Origin of the sequence: Pseudomonas sp. s4 (assembly GCF_046764235.1) — a bacterium.
GTDB classification, from domain to species: Bacteria; Pseudomonadota; Gammaproteobacteria; order Pseudomonadales; family Pseudomonadaceae; genus Aquipseudomonas; species Aquipseudomonas asiatica.
In genome coordinates, this window is record NZ_CP177209.1 from 3,494,754 (window position 1) to 3,510,844 (window position 16,091).

General features: G+C 63.4%; 13 protein-coding genes. 6 read left to right on the plus strand and 7 right to left on the minus strand.

Annotation, left to right across the window (positions count from 1 at the left end; translation table 11 throughout):
- Positions 1–19 precede the first annotated feature (19 nt).
- The 3 genes from treS (at position 20) to ACK56M_RS16315 (ending at position 3,581) form a co-directional block, all read left to right on the plus strand.
- On the plus strand, positions 20–2,086 hold the full coding sequence (gene treS, locus ACK56M_RS16305; protein WP_015270624.1) for a maltose alpha-D-glucosyltransferase: 2,067 nt from the start codon (positions 20–22) through the stop codon (positions 2,084–2,086).
- Between the two features lie 156 nt (positions 2,087–2,242).
- Positions 2,243–2,869 carry a riboflavin synthase subunit alpha gene (locus tag ACK56M_RS16310; protein ID WP_191472602.1) on the plus strand — a complete coding sequence of 209 codons (627 nt, stop codon included), beginning with the start codon at positions 2,243–2,245 and terminating at the stop codon, positions 2,867–2,869.
- A 10-nt stretch (positions 2,870–2,879) separates the two neighbouring features.
- Positions 2,880–3,581: a YoaK family protein gene (locus ACK56M_RS16315; protein WP_013972898.1), complete on the plus strand. Its 702-nt coding sequence runs from the start codon at positions 2,880–2,882 to the stop codon at positions 3,579–3,581.
- Here ACK56M_RS16315 and proP read toward each other — a convergent pair whose 3' ends face one another.
- From proP to glaH, 6 genes are all read right to left on the minus strand, one after another.
- Positions 3,582–5,084, minus strand: a complete 1,503-nt coding sequence (proP, locus tag ACK56M_RS16320; RefSeq protein ID WP_015270626.1) for a glycine betaine/L-proline transporter ProP — start codon at positions 5,082–5,084, stop codon at positions 3,582–3,584. It abuts the gene before it with no gap.
- A 159-nt stretch (positions 5,085–5,243) separates the two neighbouring features.
- A complete protein-coding gene (gene hemB / locus ACK56M_RS16325) occupies positions 5,244–6,218 on the minus strand; it encodes a porphobilinogen synthase (RefSeq protein ID WP_013972900.1) in 975 nt (324 codons plus the stop codon).
- A gap of 280 nt (positions 6,219–6,498) precedes the next feature.
- Positions 6,499–7,392, minus strand: coding sequence for a PA4780 family RIO1-like protein kinase (locus tag ACK56M_RS16330; RefSeq protein ID WP_015270627.1), 894 nt, complete (start codon positions 7,390–7,392; stop codon positions 6,499–6,501).
- 87 nt (positions 7,393–7,479) lie between these two features.
- Positions 7,480–8,871, minus strand: a complete 1,392-nt coding sequence (gene gabP / locus ACK56M_RS16335) for a GABA permease (RefSeq protein WP_023661037.1) — start codon at positions 8,869–8,871, stop codon at positions 7,480–7,482.
- Between the two features lie 151 nt (positions 8,872–9,022).
- The gene (lhgO, locus tag ACK56M_RS16340; RefSeq protein ID WP_003260140.1) at positions 9,023–10,285 is read right to left on the minus strand and encodes an L-2-hydroxyglutarate oxidase; all 1,263 of its coding nucleotides are present in this window, start codon (positions 10,283–10,285) and stop codon (positions 9,023–9,025) included.
- 114 nt (positions 10,286–10,399) lie between these two features.
- A complete protein-coding gene (gene glaH / locus ACK56M_RS16345; RefSeq protein WP_015270629.1) occupies positions 10,400–11,377 on the minus strand; it encodes a glutarate dioxygenase GlaH in 978 nt (325 codons plus the stop codon).
- A 195-nt stretch (positions 11,378–11,572) separates the two neighbouring features.
- Between glaH and csiR the strand changes: the two genes are divergently transcribed.
- The 3 genes from csiR (at position 11,573) to ACK56M_RS16360 (ending at position 14,566) form a co-directional block, all read left to right on the plus strand.
- The gene (csiR, locus tag ACK56M_RS16350; RefSeq protein WP_015270630.1) at positions 11,573–12,268 is read left to right on the plus strand and encodes a DNA-binding transcriptional regulator CsiR; all 696 of its coding nucleotides are present in this window, start codon (positions 11,573–11,575) and stop codon (positions 12,266–12,268) included.
- Between the two features lie 248 nt (positions 12,269–12,516).
- Positions 12,517–13,197, plus strand: a complete 681-nt coding sequence (locus ACK56M_RS16355; RefSeq protein ID WP_013972905.1) for a response regulator transcription factor — start codon at positions 12,517–12,519, stop codon at positions 13,195–13,197.
- On the plus strand, positions 13,175–14,566 hold the full coding sequence (locus ACK56M_RS16360; protein WP_015270631.1) for a sensor histidine kinase: 1,392 nt from the start codon (positions 13,175–13,177) through the stop codon (positions 14,564–14,566). Before ACK56M_RS16355 ends, ACK56M_RS16360 begins: the two co-directional genes overlap by 23 nt.
- Positions 14,567–14,700: 134 nt before the next feature.
- On the opposite strand, the gene cysS is transcribed toward ACK56M_RS16360, so the two are convergent.
- Positions 14,701–16,083, minus strand: coding sequence for a cysteine--tRNA ligase (gene cysS, locus ACK56M_RS16365; RefSeq protein WP_191472595.1), 1,383 nt, complete (start codon positions 16,081–16,083; stop codon positions 14,701–14,703).
- Positions 16,084–16,091 lie beyond the last annotated feature (8 nt).

The window sequence follows — 16,091 nt, forward strand, 5'->3', positions numbered from 1 at the left end:
CACGCAAAGAGGACGCGAAATGACCCAACCCGACCCGTCATACGTCAAATGGCTCGAAGACCGCGCCATGCTCAAGGCCTCCCAGCAACGCACCCACCTGTACTCGGGCCAGTCGCGCCTGTGGCAACAGCCCTACGCCGAAGCGCAGCCCCGCCGCGCCACTGAAATCGCTTCGGTCTGGCTGACCGTCTACCCCGATGCCATCATCGCCCCCGAAGGTTGTTCGGTGCTTGGCGCCTTGGGCCACGAGGCGCTGTGGAAGCGTTTGTCGGAGATCGGCATTCAGGGCCTGCACACCGGCCCGATCAAGTTATCCGGCGGCATTCGTGGCCGTGAACTCACCCCCAGCGTGGACGGCAACTTCGACCGCATCAGTTTCGACATCGATCCGCTGTACGGCAGCGAGCAGGAGCTGATCCAGATGAGCCGCATGGCCGCCGCGCACAACGCCGTGACCATCGACGACCTGATCCCCTCGCACACGGGCAAGGGCGCCGACTTTCGCCTGGCCGAGCTGGCCTACGGTCCCTATCCGGGGCTGTACCACATGGTCGAAATCCGCGAGGAAGACTGGCCGCTGCTGCCCGAAGTGCCTGCCGGGCGCGACGCGGTCAACCTGCTGCCGGCCCAGTGCGACGAGCTCAAGGCCCGCCATTACATCGTCGGCCAGCTGCAACGGGTTATCTTCTTCGAACCAGGTGTGAAGGAAACCGACTGGAGCGCCACGCCGCCGGTGACCGGTGTAGATGGCAAGACCCGGCGCTGGGTGTACCTGCACTACTTCAAGGAAGGCCAGCCATCGCTGAACTGGCTGGACCCGACCTTCGCCGCCCAGCAGATGATCATTGGCGATGCCCTGCACGCCCTGGACTGCCTGGGTGCACGTGGCCTGCGCCTGGATGCCAACGGTTTTCTCGGTGTGGAGACCCGCGCCAGCGGCACTGCCTGGTCGGAAAGCCACCCGCTGTCGATCGTCGGCAACCAACTGATCGGCGGCATGATCCGCAAGGCCGGCGGTTTCAGCTTCCAGGAACTGAACCTGACCCTCGACGACATCGCGCAGATGTCCAGGGGCGGTGCCGACCTGTCCTACGATTTCATTACCCGGCCGGCCTACCAGCATGCGCTGCTGACTGGCGACACCGAGTTCCTGCGCCTGATGCTCAAGGAGATGCATGCTTTCGGCATCGACCCGGCCTCGCTGATCCATGCCTTGCAGAACCACGACGAGCTGACCGTGGAGCTGGTGCATTTCTGGACCCTGCATGCCCACGACATGTACCTGTACAAAGGCCAGACCTTGCCCGGCGGCATCCTGCGCGAGCACATCCGCGAAGAGATCTACGAACGGCTGTCGGGCGAGCATGCGCCATACAACCTGCGCTTCGTCACCAATGGCATAGCCTGTACCACGGCCAGCCTGATCGCTGCCGCGCTGGGTATCCGCGACCTTGGGCAGATCGGGGTGGCAGAAATCGAGCTGATCCAGAAGGTGCACCTGCTGCTGGTCATGTACAACGCCATGCAGCCGGGTGTGGTGGCGCTGTCCGGCTGGGACCTGGTAGGCGCCCTGCCCTTGCCAGCCGAAGCGGTCGCCCAGCGGATGCTGGATGGCGATACCCGCTGGATTCACCGCGGCGGCTACGACCTGGCCGGGCTGGAGCCGCAGGCCCAGACGTCTGTGCGTGGCATGCCCCGAGCCCGGGCGCTGTATGGCAGCCTGGACAGCCAGCTGGAGAACGGCGATTCGTTTGCCTGCAAGGTGAAGAAGCTGCTGGCGGTGCGCCAGGCCTATGGCATTGCCACCAGCCGCCAGGTGCTGGTGCCCGAAGTCAGCAGCCCCGGCTTGCTGGTGATGGTGCATGAGCTGCCGGCCGGGCGTGGCATCCAGATCACTGCGCTGAACTTTGGCCAGGAAGTGATTGCCGAGGAGCTGCAACTGACCGGGTTCACGCCGGGGCCGGTGGTGGACATGATCAATGAAACGGTCGAAGGGGATTTGACCGAGGATGGGCGGCTGATGGTGAACCTGGACCCGTATGAGGCGCTGTGCCTGCGGATCGTCAACAGCAGTGGGCATGTCTGAGTTGGATTTGCCCCATTGCCTTCGCCGGTGAAGCTCTGAACGGCAGCCACGCGACTCCTGTGGGTTTCCAGTATCCTGACCAATGGCTGGCTTGCTTTTACCGCTCCACGGGCATAGCGTTCGGAAGTTTTCTTTTCCGTGCCCAGGAGCAACTCCATGTACACCGGCATCGTCCAGGCCGTCCGCCCTCTGCTTGATGTGACCACCTACCCGGGCCACAACCAGTTCACCATAGACCTCACCCCGGAATTGCTCGACGAGCTGAAGATCGGCGCCAGCGTCAGTGTCGAAGGCACCTGCCTGTCGGTCACCGAAATCAACGGCACCCAGGTCAGGTTCGACGCCATGAGCGCCACCCTCGAGCGCACCAACCTGCGCAACTTCAAGGCCGGCCAGGGCGTCAACATCGAACGCTCGGCGAAGATGAACGCCGAAGTCGGCGGCCACCTGATGGCCGGCCACATCGCCACCACCGCCGAAATCGTCGAGCTGTCGATCAAGGAAACCGGCGCCTTCATCAAGTTCCGCATGCCAGCGGAATGGGGCAAGTACGTGTTCCCGCGCGGCTTCATCGGGGTCAACGGCTGCAGCCTGACCGTAGCCGATGCCGAGGACAACGTGATCACCATCAACCTGATCCCGGAAACCCTGCGCCAGACCACCTTCCCCAGCTACAAGGCCGGCGAACTGCTCAACATCGAAGTGGACCACCAGACAATGGTGCTGGTCGATGTGGTGGAGCGCACGATCAAGAGCACCCTGGCCCGCGAAATGCCTCGCTGAGTTCCCGAGGATGCTGCCCAACACCCTCCCCGCGCGCACTGCCAAGCGGCTGCGCCTGCAGATTCTGCGTGGTCGTGTCGGCCTCGGCCTGGTCGCCGGCCTGTCCGTACTGGCCGGCATGACCGATGCCATCGGCCTGCTGGCGCTGGGCGACTTCGTGTCATTCATGAGTGGCAACACCACGCGTCTGGCCGTCGCCATCAGCGATGCGGACCTGGCCCTGGTGCTGCGCCTGAGTGCTGCAGTGCTGAGCTTCGTCATCGGCAACGCCCTGGGCGTGCTGCTGGCGCGCGCGTTCCGTCGTCGGGCCTGGCCGGTGCTGCTGGTGGTCGCCGCCCTGCTGGGCTTTGCAGCCGCATGGCCCTTGGCAGCGACCTTGCCCGCGCTGCTCGCCGCCACACTGGCCATGGGCATGATCAACGCCGTGGTCGAACAGGTGAACGGCCTGCCCATCGGCCTGACCTACGTCACCGGCGCCCTGTCACGCTTCGGTCGTGGGCTGGGGCGCTGGCTGCTGGGCGAGCGGCGCAATGGCTGGCGGGTGCAACTGGTGCCTTGGGCCGGCATGCTGCTGGGCGCCGCGCTGGGTGCCTGGCTGCAGCACCACCTGGGCCTGCAGGCGCTAGCCGGCAGCTGCTCGCTGGCCTGCGTGCTGGCCCTGGTCTCGCGGTTCATTCCACGAACATGGCAGCGTGGCTACATGCCACACTGATCACTCGATGCGCGGGTGCTGCTGCACCAGCAACTTGCGCTTGGCCTCCAGTTCGGCAATCTGCGCATCGATGTCCTCTATCCTTTGTTCGATGTTGTCGTGGTGCTCCTGCAGCAGCTCACGCGCTTCCTCGATATCCGATGCTGCCGGTGCCGCGCCGCGCAGCGGCTTGTTGGCGGTTTCCTTCATGGTCAGGCCGGTGACCAGCCCCACGGCGGCGATCACCATCAGGTAATAGGCCGGCATGTACAGGTTGCCAGTACTCTCCACCAGCCAGGCGGCGATGGTCGGGGTGAGGCCGGCGATCAGCACCGAGATGTTGAAGGCGCTGGCGAGGGCGCTGTAGCGGATATGCGTGGGGAACATTGCCGGTAGCGTCGAGGCCATCACGCCGATGAAGAAGTTCAGCAGCACGGCAATGATCAGCAGCCCGGCAAAGATCACCCCCAGTACGCCGCTGTTGATGAGCATGAATGCCGGAATAGCCAGCGCGAACAGGCCGACGCTGCCGACGATGATGAACGGTCGGCGGCCGAACTTGTCGCTGAGCAGCCCGATCATCGGCTGCACGAACAGCATGCCGACCATGATCGCGATGATGATCAGCACGCCATGGTCTTCGCTGTAGTGCAGGTTGTGCGACAGGTAGCTGGGCATGTACGTGAGCAGCATGTAGTAGGTGACGTTGGTGGCGATTACCACACCGATACAGGTCACCAGGCTGCGCCAGTGTTGGGTGGCGACCTCCTTGAAGGACACCTTGGGCCCGGACGCCAGGCCTTCGCGGTCGCCCTGCTCCAGTTTGTCGACATGCTGCTGGAAAGCCGGCGTTTCCTCCAGGGCATGGCGCAGGTACAGGCCGATGATGCCCAGCGGCAAGGCGAGGAAGAACGGCAGGCGCCAACCCCATTCGAGGAACTTGTCCTCACCCAGCACCGTAGAGATCAACACCACCACACCGGCACCCAGCACGAACCCGGCAATCGAGCCGAAGTCCAGCCAACTGCCGAGAAACCCCCGTTTTCGGTCCGGGGCATATTCGGCGACGAAGATCGACGCGCCGGTGTACTCGCCCCCCACCGAGAAGCCCTGGGCCATCTTGGCCAGCAGCAACAGGATCGGCGCCCAGATACCGATGCTGGCATAGGACGGTATCAGGCCGATGGCAAAGGTGCTGAGCGACATGATCACGATGGTCGCAGCGAGGATTTTCTGCCGCCCGAACCGGTCGCCCAAGGCACCGAAGAACAGCCCGCCCAGAGGCCTGATCAGAAACGGCACCGAGAACGTGGCCAACGCCGCGATCATCTGCACGCTTGGGTCGGCATTGGGGAAGAAAACCTTGCCCAGGGCGTAGGCGACGAAGCCGTAGACGCCGAAGTCGAACCACTCCATGGCATTGCCCAGTGCCGCCGCGGTGATTGCCTTGCGCATCTTGCCGTCGTCGACGATGGTGATGTCCTTCAGGCCGATTGGCTGGATGCTTTTCTTGCGAGGTTTCATGTCCGTATCCCTGTCGATGAATGCTCTAAGGGATGAGATACAACGGGACACTAAATAATTCAGCGCTTACGGTTTTTTTGTGTTTTTCCTCACCGGTTGCGGCGCAGGTAAAGAAAAGCCGCTGCGATGGCAGCGGCTTGCATGGGCAACGGCTCGCGGTCAGATGCCTTCGCGGGCCAGGTCCATGGCGAAGTAGGTGAGGATCAGGTCGGCACCGGCACGCTTGATCGCGCCAATGCTTTCACGCACCACCCGGCCTTCATCGATGGCGCCAGCCAGGCCACCGAACTTGATCATCGCGTACTCGCCGCTCACCTGGTACGCCGCCAGCGGCAGGCGCGAGGCGGCACGGATATCGGCGATCACGTCGAGGTAGGCACCGGCCGGCTTGACCATCAGTACATCGGCGCCTTCCTGCTCGTCGAGCAGCGACTCGCGCACGGCTTCGCGGCGGTTCATCGGGTTCATCTGGTAGCTCTTGCGGTCGCCCTTCAGCGCGGTACCACCGGCTTCACGGAACGGGCCATACAGCGACGAGGCGAACTTGGTGGAATAGGCCATGATCGCGGTGTCGTGGAAGCCGGCACCATCCAGCGCGCTGCGGATGGCCTGGACCTGGCCGTCCATCGCCGCCGACGGGGCAATGAAGTCGGCACCGGCAGCAGCGGCGATGACCGCCTGCTTGCCCAGGTTGGCCAGGGTGGCGTCGTTGTCCACGCCGTGGTCGTGCAGCACGCCGCAGTGGCCATGGCTGGTGTATTCGCAGAAGCAGGTGTCGGACATCACCACCATTTCCGGCACGGTGTCCTTGCAGATGCGTGACATGCGCGCGACCAGGCCGTTTTCGTTCCAGGTGTCGCTGCCGACGGCGTCCAGGTTGTGCGAAACGCCAAAGGTCATCACCGACTTGATACCAGCGCGGGCATAGCGCTCGATTTCCTGGGCCAGCAGCTTCTCGGGAATGCGGTTGACGCCCGGCATGCTGGTGATCGGCACGAAGTCATCGATACCCTCTTCGACGAAGATCGGCAGGATCAGGTCTTCAAGGCGGAACTCGGTTTCCTGGAAGATCGTGCGCAGGGACTCGTTCTGGCGCAGGCGGCGTGGACGAACGGACGGGAATTGGTTGGACATGACAGCTCCAGGGAATTTGAACGGCGTATACCTTATGCCTGTCGCGCGCCAGTGAAAAGGCCGGATGACGAGATATTGTCTTGCGTCAACAGCAACAAGCCTGCAATGGCCCTATCGCTGGCAAGCCCTGGCCTTGCCTTCAAGGCATGCGCAGGTCCTGTAGGAGCAGCCTTGTGCTGCGAAGGGGCCATTAAAGCCGAAGGTGATGTGTTACCTTGCAGGCCTCTTCGCAGCACAAGGCTGCTCCTACAGAGAACTGTGCAGCCCTCAAGGCAACATTTTACTGAAGCCAGGGCGGCGCAGGCTCCTCTGCCCTGGCCGCCCCATGCTCAGCCTCGGCCCGCGCGGCTCGCCGGCGCGCATCATCCAGCCGGGCCGCATCGATCTCGCGCATCACCCCGGCCACGTCAGCCGCCTGCTCGTCATCCTCGAACAACCCCGTCAGTGGGCTGTCCGGGCGCAGTTCGCCCGCCTCGTACAAGGCCCACATTTCCTGCGCATACCGGGTACTTTTCAGCTCCGGCGCAAAGCGCCCGAAATAATGGGCCATGTTGGCCACATCGCGCTGCAGCATGCTGAAGGCATGGTTGTTGGCCGCTGCATCCACCGCTTGCGGCAAGTCGATGATCACCGGCCCGTCCGGGCCAAGCAGCACGTTGAACTCCGACAGGTCGCCGTGCACCAGCCCGGCACACAGCATCAGCACGATCTGGCGAATGACAAAGGCATGGTACGCCCGGGCTTCCTCGGCTTCGAGGTGTACGTCGTTCAGGCGCGGGGCCGCGTCACCGTCGGCATCGGTCACCAGCTCCATCAACAGCACGCCGTCCTGGAAATCGTAGGGCCTGGGAACCCTCACGCCAGCGCCGGCCAGGCGGAACAGCGCCGCCACTTCGGCGTTCTGCCAGGCGTCTTCGGCTTCCTTGCGGCCGTACTTGCTGCCCTTGGCCATGGCCCGGGCCTGACGGCTGTTGCGAACCTTGCGGCCTTCCTGGTACTCGGCAGCCTGGCGGAAACTGCGCTTGTTGGCTTCTTTATAAACCTTGGCGCAGCGCACCTGGCTGCCACAGCGCACGACATACACGGCGGCTTCCTTGCCACTCATCAACGGCCGTAGTACTTCGTCGACCAGGCCGTCTTCGATCAGGGGTTCGATTCTTTTGGGTGTCTTCATCAGGCTGCGTTCGGGGTCCTGGCTGTGATGGCGGACATCCTCTCACAGCCTGATGCGACTTGCTCGTCTGTCTTCAGGCCGAGCGACTCAAGCGCCCTGCCCTACGCTGCCAACCACCGCCTCGCGCGCCCGGCGTCGTGTGACCAGAAGGCCCGAACACACCACCAGTACCGCCAGCACCATGGTCGATACTACTTCCAGACGGTGATCCGGGCGGAACAGCATCAGTACCAGCACGCCGCTGATGAACAGGATCACGCCCCAGGTCAGCCATGGGAACAGCCACATGCGGTAGCCCAACGTCTTGCCCTGTGCAGTCAGGCGCTGACGCAGGCGCAGCTGGGAAACGGCGATCACCAGGTACACCAGCAGGGCAATGGCGCCGGAGCTTGCCATGAGGAAGCCGAACACCTTGGCCGGGACCAGGTAATTGGCAATCACCGCCAGGAAAGCTGCGCCTGTGGACAGCAGTACAGCCACCACGGGGGTGCCGCTGCGGCTGGTCACCTGGGCGCAGGCCGGCGCATCACCGCGGCGGCTCAGCGAGTAGACCATGCGCGAAGCGGTATACAGCGACGAGTTGAGGCAACTGGTCACCGACGTCAGCACCACGAAGTCGATGATCGCCTTGGCATTCGGCACGCCCAGGGTGTCCAGCACCGTGACATAGGACCCTTCGGTGGCCAGGCGCGGGTCAGTCCACGGCACCAGCGCGATGACGATGAAGATCGACAGGATATAGAACAGCGTGATCCGCCAGATCACCGAGTTGGTGGCCTTGGAAATATGCTTGCCCGCTTCATCCGATTCGGCTGCGGCAATGGTCACCACTTCGGCGCCGAGGAACGAGAACATGGTAATCAGCATGGCGCTCAGCACCGCACCAAAACCGTTGGGCATGAAGCCGCCACTGTCCCACAGGCGCGACACGCCGCTGACACCGGAGCCTGGCAGCAGGCCGAAGATGGCGCATACCCCCAGCGCGATGAAGCCGACAATGGCCACCACCTTGACCAACGCCAGCCAGAACTCGAACTCACCGTAGTTCTTCACGCTGAACAGGTTGGTGGCGGTCAGCAACAGGGTAATCACCAACGACAAGACCCAGATCTCCAGCTGCGGGACCCAGGAATTGATGATGGTGGCGGCGATATTGGCTTCGATGGGGATGATCAGTACCCAGAACCACCAATACAGCCAGCCGATTGTGTAGCCGGCCCATTTGCCGATTGCGAGGTCGGCATAGGTAGAGAACGAACCGGTGTCCGGTGAAGCAACGGCCATTTCGGCCAGCATGCGCATCACCAGCACCACCAGCGCGCCGGCCAGGATATAGGCCAGGATGGTGGCGGGCCCTGCCTCGGCAATCGCACGGCCGGAGCCGACGAACAGGCCGGCACCGATCACGCCGGCAATGGACAGCATGGTGACATGCCGGGATTTCAATCCATGACTCAAATTGTTCTTGTGGGTTTGCATGGCGCTACCTTGTTGTTTTTGTCATGCCCACGCTGGGGCCGCCGGCTTGCACGTCACCGACGCAGGCGCGAAAAAGCCCGCCCTGCCCCAGATGGTGAGTGGGGCAGTACGGGTTGAGGAAAACGAAACCGCAGGGCGTATTACGGGTAGGTCAGCCGGCAGCCCGCTGACGAGGCGCCAGGTCGGCCTTGGGGAAACTGCCGCCCTGGCGGCCAACCTGCTCGCATACCTTGTCGACGATGTACGCGCCGATCGGGATGGCGGAGGTAGCGGCCGGCGACGGTGCGTTGCACACGTTGACGCTGCGAGCGGTGTTGACGAACAGGAAGTCGTCGATCAGCTTGCCGTCACGCGATACGGCCTGGGCACGCACGCCGGCCGGATAAGGCGTGAGGTCGGCCTTGGTGATGCTCGGGCAGTATTTCTGGACCTGCTTGAGGTAGCCACCCTTGAACAGCGAGTTCTTCATCTCGATCAGGCCTGGGCGGAAGTTCTTCGCCAGCACCTTGAGGATGCCGGGGGTGGTCAGGGTCTGGAACAGGTCGGCTGGGCTGACATCACGCTTGCGGTAACCCTCGCGCTTCATTGCCAGCACGGCGTTGGGGCCAACGGTCACGGTGCCGTCGATCATGCGAGTCAGGTGCACCCCCAGGAACGGCATGGACGGGTCGGGAATCGGGTAGATCAGGTGGTTGACGATCTGGTTGTGCTGCTTGGGCAGCAGGTAGTACTCGCCACGGAACGGGCAGATGACGAACTCGGTCCGCAGGCCCAGCATGCTCACCACGCGGTCGGCCATCAGGCCCGAGCAGGTCACCAGGAAACGGCTGCGCAACTCATCGTCATGATGGTCACCACGCGTGCGCACGACCACTTCGCTGGCCAGCTCCTGCAGGCCAACCACCTCGGCGCCATAGCGGATCTCACCGCCGGCGCGCTGGAACTCGGCGCCCATGGCCGCAGTCACTTCAGCGTAATTGACGATACCGCTGGAGGGCACGAAGATGCCGCCCATGCCAACGATATTGGGCTCGCGCTCGCGCAGTTCGGCCGCCGACAGCCAGTAGCGCTCCAGGCCATTGGCCGCGGTGCGCTCCCACAGCGCCTTCATGCGCTGCATTTCCAGGTCGTTGGTAGCCACCAGCAGCTTGCCGCATTCATCGAAGCGGATACCGTGCTGGGTGCAGAAAGCCTTGGTGGCCTTGTTGCCTTCCAGGCAGAAGCGCGCCTTGAGGCTGCCGGGGGTGTAATACACGCCGGCGTGGATCACGCCGCTGTTGTGGCCGGTCTGGTGGCGGGCCGGGCCGGACTCTTTCTCCAGCAGGAGAATCTTCGCATCCGGGTAGACCTTGATCAGGTGCATGGCCGTGGACATGCCCACAATGCCACCGCCAATGATGATGAAATCGTACACAGCCTTACCTCACACGCAGGCATTGCCTGACTGGCTCACCAAGGCCCGCGCGGGCCCTGGTGGCATCGTTTTGTGCAAAGACGCGAGGGCGGGCGCCCGCCCCGCGCCCTGTCATTATTGCCCGCGCTGGTACAGCGGTTTGGGGAAGGCCACGTAACCGCGCTGGCGCATCAGCTCGCGGCGCAGGCCTTCATGCGGCGTGAAGCGGTCGCGGCCATGCAGCCAGAACAGGTTGTTGATCAGCAGGAAGCTACCCACACCGACCGGTACCGAAAGCTTCTTCTCGCTGCCTTCCAGCGATTCGGACAAGGCGTTCAGCCAGATGCCCTCCTCGTAGTTTTCCGGCTGCACGAACTGGTCGATGTAGCGCATGGTCGGGCGGCCTTCGGCATCGGTGTCGAATACCGAGTGGAACACATCTTCGGACACCTTCTTGCTCGGCGGTGCGGTCCAGCGCATTTGGCGACGGGCCAGCGGGTGGCGGAAAAATTCGTCGCACTGCTCCCAGTCGTCCAGGTGCAGCAGCAGCGAGTTGCCGCCTTCCATGTTCTTTTCGTCAATCTTCAGCATCAGCACGTAGTCGGTGATCTGGTTGACGAAGGTGCCGTCGTTGTGCAGCTCCATGACCCGGTGCGGCTGGCGCAGGTAGCTGTCGGAGTTGTCGGTGTTGACCACCACGAAGCGGGCATAGAACTGGCCGCTCATGGCGTCGTAGTTGGAGCGGCCGATCAGGTGTGCGCAGGCGGTGGTGAACTTGACCATGTCCTCGGCCTGGCTCACGTCATCCAGGCCGACCGGGGTGATCAGCATGCCGCCGCTGGCGCGGTTGAGGATGGTATTGAGCAGCACCGGCCGCAGGGTGCCCTGGCACAGCTCGTCGAGGATCTCGCCAACCCGGAAGCGCAGGAACGACTTGTACTCCAGCGCCTGCACCGGCCACTGGGCAACAGCCTGGACGAACGCTTCGACCGTTTCGCGGGCAAAGGTGAGCTCAAGCAGGCGCGGCGACTGTTTCGAAGGGGCGATGGTGTAACCACGCGGCTCGAGCGGCAGTGGCATCACAAGTTCGTCGATCTGCGTAAAAGCGTTCATGGCAGTGTCCTGGCAGAAAAAATGAGTAGCGCCGTCCGGGCATGACCTGGATCAGTGCGGGCGAGCTAAAATTATCGCCATAAACGCAAAATGTCTACATTTTTATTTTTCAAAGACAGAATGTATTTTTGTCCATTGTTTTTCGCCGGCGAACGCTTTCGGTATGATCGTCAAAACCGTTTGAGGAACAGGACCTTGGAAGCGCTCGCCCCCCGACAAAACTCAGCATTCAGCGGGTATGAGAGGCTCAAGAAGGACATCATCCGCGGCGTGTTCAAACCCGGCGAAAAGCTGCTGATGAGCACCCTGAAGGAGCGCTACGACCTGGGCGTGGGCCCGCTGCGCGAAGCACTGTCGCAGTTGGTGGCCGAGCACCTGGTCAACGCGATCAGCCAGAAGGGCTACCGTGTGGCGCCCATGTCGCTGGACGAGATGAACGACATCTACGATGCCCGCGCCAACCTGGAGGCGATGATCATCACCCTGGCCATCGAGCGTGGCGACGACGCCTGGGAGGCGTCGGTACTGGCCCACTCGCATACCCTGGCCAAGGTGGTGGAAGTGAAGACCCGCGAGCAGCGCCTGGATGTGTGGGACGAACGGCACAAGGCATTCCACACGGCCATTGCCTCGGGCTGCGGCTCCAAGCACCTGCTGCAGGCGCGCACTTACCTGTTCGACCAGGCCGAGCGCTACCGGCACCTGTGGCTGACCCAGACGGTGTTTTCCGAACAGGCCCTGGAGCTCAAGCGCCAGGAGCATGCGGCTCTGGTGGAAGTGATTCTGGCCCGGGACGCCAAGCGCGCCAGTGCCATGATGCGCTCGCACCTGATGACTCCGGTGCCGATCATTGCGCAGATCATGCATGCCGAGGGTATCGGCGCACGCTGAGCGCTTTGCCCTGGCCTGCGCAGCCCTTTGTAGGAGCGGCCTTGTGTCGCGAAAGGGCTGCGCAGCAGCCCCGGCAATTTGTGCATTTGTGCTGAAATCCCGGGGCTGCTGCGCAGCCCTTTCGCGACACAAGGCCGCTCCTACAAGGGGGCGGTCAGCCGGTCAGGTGGCCAGATGAATTTTTCTTAAATCGCCGTTTGGCTATTCTTTGGCACAATCAAGTCTCCAATAGATGCCCGGGAACCAGCATGCCTCGCGTACTGACTATCGAAGACGACGCCGTCACCGGCCAGGAAATCGTCGCCGAACTTACCAGCCACGGCCTTGAGGTGGATTGGGCCGACAATGGCCGTGAAGGCCTGGCCAAGGCCATTGCCGGCGGCTACGACCTGATCACCCTGGACCGCATGCTGCCCGAGGTCGATGGCCTGACCATCGTCACCACGCTGCGCAACCTCAAGATTGCCACGCCGATCCTGATGATCAGCGCCCTCTCCGACGTCGACGAGCGGGTGCGCGGCCTGCGTGCCGGGGGTGACGACTACCTGACCAAACCGTTCGCCTCCGACGAGATGGCCGCGCGGGTCGAAGTGCTGCTGCGCCGCAACAGCGTACCCATGACCCAGACCCGCCTTCAGGTCGCCGACCTGCAACTGGACCTGATCAGCCACGAAGCCCGCCGTGGCGAACAGACCCTCAACCTGCTGCCCACCGAATACAAGCTGCTGGAGTACCTGATGCGCCATAGCGGCCAGGTGATCACGCGGATGATGATTTTCGAGGAAGTCTGGGGCTACCACTTCGACCCGGGCACCAACCTGATCGACGTACACATCGGTCGCCTGCGCAAGAAAATCGACTCGCCCGGCCAGTCGCCGCTGATCCGTACGGTACGGGGCTCCGGCTATGCCATTGCTGAACCCGTCTAAGGGCTGGAGCTCCTCGACCAGCCGCCTGCTGGCGCTGTACAGCTTTCTGTTCGTGGCCTGGAGCAGCATCCTCATGGGGGTGCTGTACTTCGAGGTGTCCAGCTACCTGAACAAACTCACCCGCCATTCGATGCTGCAGCGCCAGCACCTGTTCGCGCACATGAGCGGCAAACAGCTGGACGACGCCCTGGTCGCCAGCCAGGCCTTCGAGGAGCGCAGCTTCGACGCCTACGGCCTGTTCGACAACCAACTCAACCCGATCGGCGGGCGCATTCGCGCCATCCCGCCAGAGCTGGGGCTGGACGGCAAGGTTCACGAACTCAAGCGCTGCCTGGACGCCGACGACCCGCACATGCCGCGTGACAGCTGCGACGCGGTGGCGATCAAGGTGCAAGATGGCCGCTGGCTGGTGCTGGTGCGCGACAACGGCTCGCTGTTCGTGGTCACCCGGATCATCCTGCATGCCCTGCTTTGGGGGATCTCGCTGACCCTGATCCCGGGCTTTGCCGGCTGGTACCTGCTGAGGCGCCGCCCACTCAAGCGTATCCGCGCGATCCAGGCCCAGGCCGAACTGATCGTCGCCGGTGACCTTACCCACCGCCTGCCGCTGTCGGCCCGGCGCGACGAGCTGGACATGTTGGCAGCCATCGTCAACGCCATGCTCGACCGCATCGAGCGGCTGATGCACGAGGTCAAGGGCGTGTGTGACAACATCGCCCACGACCTGCGCACCCCGCTCACGCGCCTGCGCGCCCAGCTGTACCGCATTCGCCAGCAAAGTGACGCTGACTCCACCCAGGCCGAGGCACTGGACCAGGCCATTAGCGAAACCGACACCCTGATGGCGCGTTTTCGCGGGTTGTTGCGCATCAGCGAACTGGAAGACCGCCAGCGGCGGGCCGGTTTCGTCCAGCTTGACCCGCACGAGTTGCTGGTCGAGCTGCACGACTTCTACCTGCCGTTGGCAGAAGATGGCGGCATCCGCCTGGAACTGCAGCAGCCGGCCGAACTGCCGGCATTGCATGGTGACCGCGAACTGCTGTTCGAGGCACTGGCCAACCTGGTGGGCAACGGCATCAAGTTCACGCCCGAGGGTGGGCTGGTGCGGATAGCGGCGACGCAGGACGACAAAGGGCTGCACCTGGCCATCGAGGACAGCGGGCCGGGTATTCCGGAAGAGGAACGTGCGGCAGTGCTGAAGCGCTTCTACCGTAGCGATGAAGGCCACCGCCATGCGGGGTTCGGGCTGGGGTTGTCGATCGTTGCGGCGATCGTCGACCTGCATGGGTTCGGGCTGGAAGTGGGGGAAAGCGAGCTGGGTGGGGCGAGGCTGGTACTGCACTGCCCGCTCGCCGGGCTAGCCAAATAGAAGCTGGGGCCGCTATGCGGCCCATCGCCGGCAAGCCAGCTCCCACAGGGACTGCGCAGTTCTTCAGTATTGCGCGGTTCCTGTGGGAGCTGGCTTGCCGGCGATGGGCTGCGCAGCAGCCCCAATGACATCGATCAGTCGGCCAGACGCCAGGTAGTCCCACCCTTGCCGTCTTCCAGCACCACACCCATGGCGGTCAGCTGGTCGCGAATGCGGTCGGACTCGGCCCAGTTCTTGTCCGCTCGCGCCTGCAGGCGAGCCTGGATCAAGCTTTCAACTTCGGCCGAATCAACCTTGCCTTCGGCCCCTGCACGCAGGAAGTCATCGGCTTCCAGCTGCAGCACACCCAGCACGTCACCCAGCTCGCGCAGGCGACCTGCCAGGCCGGCAGCAGCCTCCACGTCGCTTTCGCGCAGGCGGTTGATCTCGCGCACCAGGTCGAACAGCACGGCGCAGGCTTCGGGGGTGCCGAAGTCGTCGTTCATGGCCACGCTGAAGCGCTCGACAAACTCTTCGCCACCCTTGGCCGCCACCCGTGGCAAGCCACGCAGGGCGTGGTAGAAGCGCTCCAGCGCGCCCTTGGCGTCGCGCAGGCTGTCTTCCGAGTAGTTGATCGCGCTGCGGTAGTGGCTGGCCACCAGCAGGTAGCGCACCACTTCCGGGTGATACTTCTCGAGCACGTCGCGAATGGTGAAGAAGTTGTTCAACGACTTGGACATCTTCTCGCCATTGATACGAATCATGCCGCAGTGCATCCAGGCGTTTGCGTACTGCTTGCCGGTGGCCGCCTCGCTCTGGGCGATCTCGTTCTCGTGGTGCGGGAACTCCAGGTCGCTACCGCCGCCGTGGATGTCGAAGCTTTCACCCAGGCAGCAGGTGGACATCACCGAGCACTCGATGTGCCAGCCCGGACGCCCCGGGCCCCATGGCGACTCCCAGCTCGGCTCGCCCGGCTTGACGCCCTTCCACAGCACGAAGTCCAGCGGGTCCTGCTTGGCTTCGTCGACCTCGATACGGGCACCGATGCGCAGGTCTTCGATCTTCTTGCGCGACAGCTTGCCGTAGCCGACGAACTTGCCGACGCGGTAGTACACGTCACCATTGCCCGGGGCATAGGCATAACCCTTGTCGATCAGGGTCTGGATCATCGCGTGCATGCCGGCGATATGGTCGGTGGCACGCGGCTCCTGGTCCGGCGGCAGGATGTTCAGGCGGCGCTCGTCTTCGTGCATCGCGTCGATCATGCGGGCGGTCAGGGCATCGAAGCTTTCGCCGTTCTCGTTGGCCCGGTTGATGATCTTGTCATCGATGTCGGTGATGTTGCGCACGTAGGTCAGCTCGTAGCCGCTCTTGCGCAGCCAGCGGGTGACCAGGTCGAAGGCCACCATGCTGCGGCCATGGCCCAGGTGGCAGTAGTCGTACACGGTCATGCCGCACACGTACATGCGCACCTTGTTGCCATCCAGCGGCTTGAAGGTTTCCTTCGTTTTGCTCAGCGTGTTGTAGATGGTAAGCACGGCGGTTC

Coding starts and splice junctions, on each gene's coding strand:
- treS (WP_015270624.1), top strand. CDS start 20: ATGACCCAACCCGACCCGTCATACGTCAAATGGCTCGAAGACCGCGCC.
- ACK56M_RS16310 (WP_191472602.1), top strand. CDS start 2,243: ATGTACACCGGCATCGTCCAGGCCGTCCGCCCTCTGCTTGATGTGACC.
- ACK56M_RS16315 (WP_013972898.1), top strand. CDS start 2,880: ATGCTGCCCAACACCCTCCCCGCGCGCACTGCCAAGCGGCTGCGCCTG.
- proP (WP_015270626.1), bottom strand. CDS start 5,084: ATGAAACCTCGCAAGAAAAGCATCCAGCCAATCGGCCTGAAGGACATC.
- hemB (WP_013972900.1), bottom strand. CDS start 6,218: ATGTCCAACCAATTCCCGTCCGTTCGTCCACGCCGCCTGCGCCAGAAC.
- ACK56M_RS16330 (WP_015270627.1), bottom strand. CDS start 7,392: ATGAAGACACCCAAAAGAATCGAACCCCTGATCGAAGACGGCCTGGTC.
- gabP (WP_023661037.1), bottom strand. CDS start 8,871: ATGCAAACCCACAAGAACAATTTGAGTCATGGATTGAAATCCCGGCAT.
- glaH (WP_015270629.1), bottom strand. CDS start 11,377: ATGAACGCTTTTACGCAGATCGACGAACTTGTGATGCCACTGCCGCTC.
- ACK56M_RS16355 (WP_013972905.1), top strand. CDS start 12,517: ATGCCTCGCGTACTGACTATCGAAGACGACGCCGTCACCGGCCAGGAA.
- ACK56M_RS16360 (WP_015270631.1), top strand. CDS start 13,175: ATGCCATTGCTGAACCCGTCTAAGGGCTGGAGCTCCTCGACCAGCCGC.